The sequence below is a fragment of the Akkermansia sp. N21169 genome (assembly GCF_029854675.1).
Classification (GTDB): domain Bacteria; phylum Verrucomicrobiota; class Verrucomicrobiia; order Verrucomicrobiales; family Akkermansiaceae; genus Akkermansia.
Map to the genome: position 1 here is coordinate 1 of NZ_JARWNC010000001.1, position 1,361 is coordinate 1,361.

Sequence of the window (1,361 nt, forward strand, 5' to 3'; positions counted from 1 at the left end):
TTCCGAATTGACCGACGTGTCCAGAATGCCGGAGTTGGCGGAGACGCGCTGGTCGGGTCCGAGTTCGCACTGGAGCTTGCCGATGGCGACTTCCAGGGCAAGGCGGGCCTGCGCCCGTGCCTCTGCGACATACAAACCCTTCTGAGAAATACGCGTCTGCGACGCGGACATGGTCAGCAAGCCGACGCTGAGGAGGGCGAGCAGGACCATGAGCGTGATTGTCGCAATCAACGCAAATCCCGGAACAGCCAAACCAGTCCGGCCGGATCGGAGAAATCTAGGTAAGTTCTTCTTTTTCACGATGGGAGTCATGCTCATACTTTGCATATACGCATTTACATTGTCAATACGAATTTACATTATCACTACATTCATGCTGAAATCTCTACCTCCGGAACTCCGGGGATAGGCGAGCAGAACCATGAATGTGATTGCCGCAATCAATGCAAACCCTTGTAAGTGCTTCTTTAGGAAGCGTATGGAAGTACGCTTCCCGCAATTACAACGGTGTGTGATTTTCATGACAGAATAAAACTAGAATAATAAGTGAGAAAGACCGGGGGCTTCGTGAGGTTTCACTTCTCTTGCTAACGAATTGCGAATCCGCTAGCAAGAAAAAAATAGGGACTCTTTTTGATTTAGACCCCCTGAAATGTGGAAAAACCTTGAGCCTTCAAGAGGTATACCTATTGGAGAATGATCCTTAGATTTTTTCGTTATCTTGTTTGAGGGAGGGATGAATGTTGGGCCGTGATCTTTTTTGATGATAGCATAAATAACTTATTATAAATGATATCATGCTGTTTTTGGTGGGTGTCATTATGTTTTTTTGAGATAATCTTCAAAAAAATGATATTATTGGTGGGTTTTTTGCCAATAAAATGAACCGGCATAAGGGAATAAGGAGATGTATTGTATTTATAATAAGTATATTATAGTTTATTGTGGCGGATTCGCAATCCGCTAACTGTCGGAAAATATGGTTGATTGCTGCTCGCCTATCCCCGGAGTTCCGGAGGTAGAGATTTCAGCATGAATGTAGTGACAATGTAAATGCGTATATGCAAAGTATGAGCATGACTCCCATCATGAAAAAGAAGAACTTACCTAGATTTCTCCGATCCGGCCGGACTGGTTTGGCTGTTCCGGGGTTTGCGTTGATTGCGACAATCACGCTCATGGTCCTGCTCGCCCTCCTCAGCGTCGGCTTGCTGACCATGTCCGCGTCGCAGATGCGTATTTCTCAGAAGGGTTTGTATGCCGCAGAGGCACGGGCGCAGGCCCGCCTTGCCCTGGAAGTCGCCATCGGCAAGCTCCAGTGCGAACTCGGACCCGACCAGCGCGTCTCCGCCAACTCCGGC

The 1,361-nt window shown here is 47.7% G+C and carries 2 protein-coding genes; one reads left to right on the forward strand and one right to left on the reverse strand.

What is annotated here, in order from left to right; translation table 11 throughout:
- On the reverse strand, positions 1–312 hold a 312-nt coding region (locus tag QET40_RS00005), incomplete at its 3' end, for a hypothetical protein (RefSeq protein WP_280125118.1).
- Between the two features lie 776 nt (positions 313–1,088).
- Here QET40_RS00005 and QET40_RS00010 point away from each other — a divergent pair.
- A partial coding sequence (locus QET40_RS00010; protein WP_280125119.1) for a hypothetical protein occupies positions 1,089–1,361 on the forward strand: 273 nt, incomplete at its 3' end.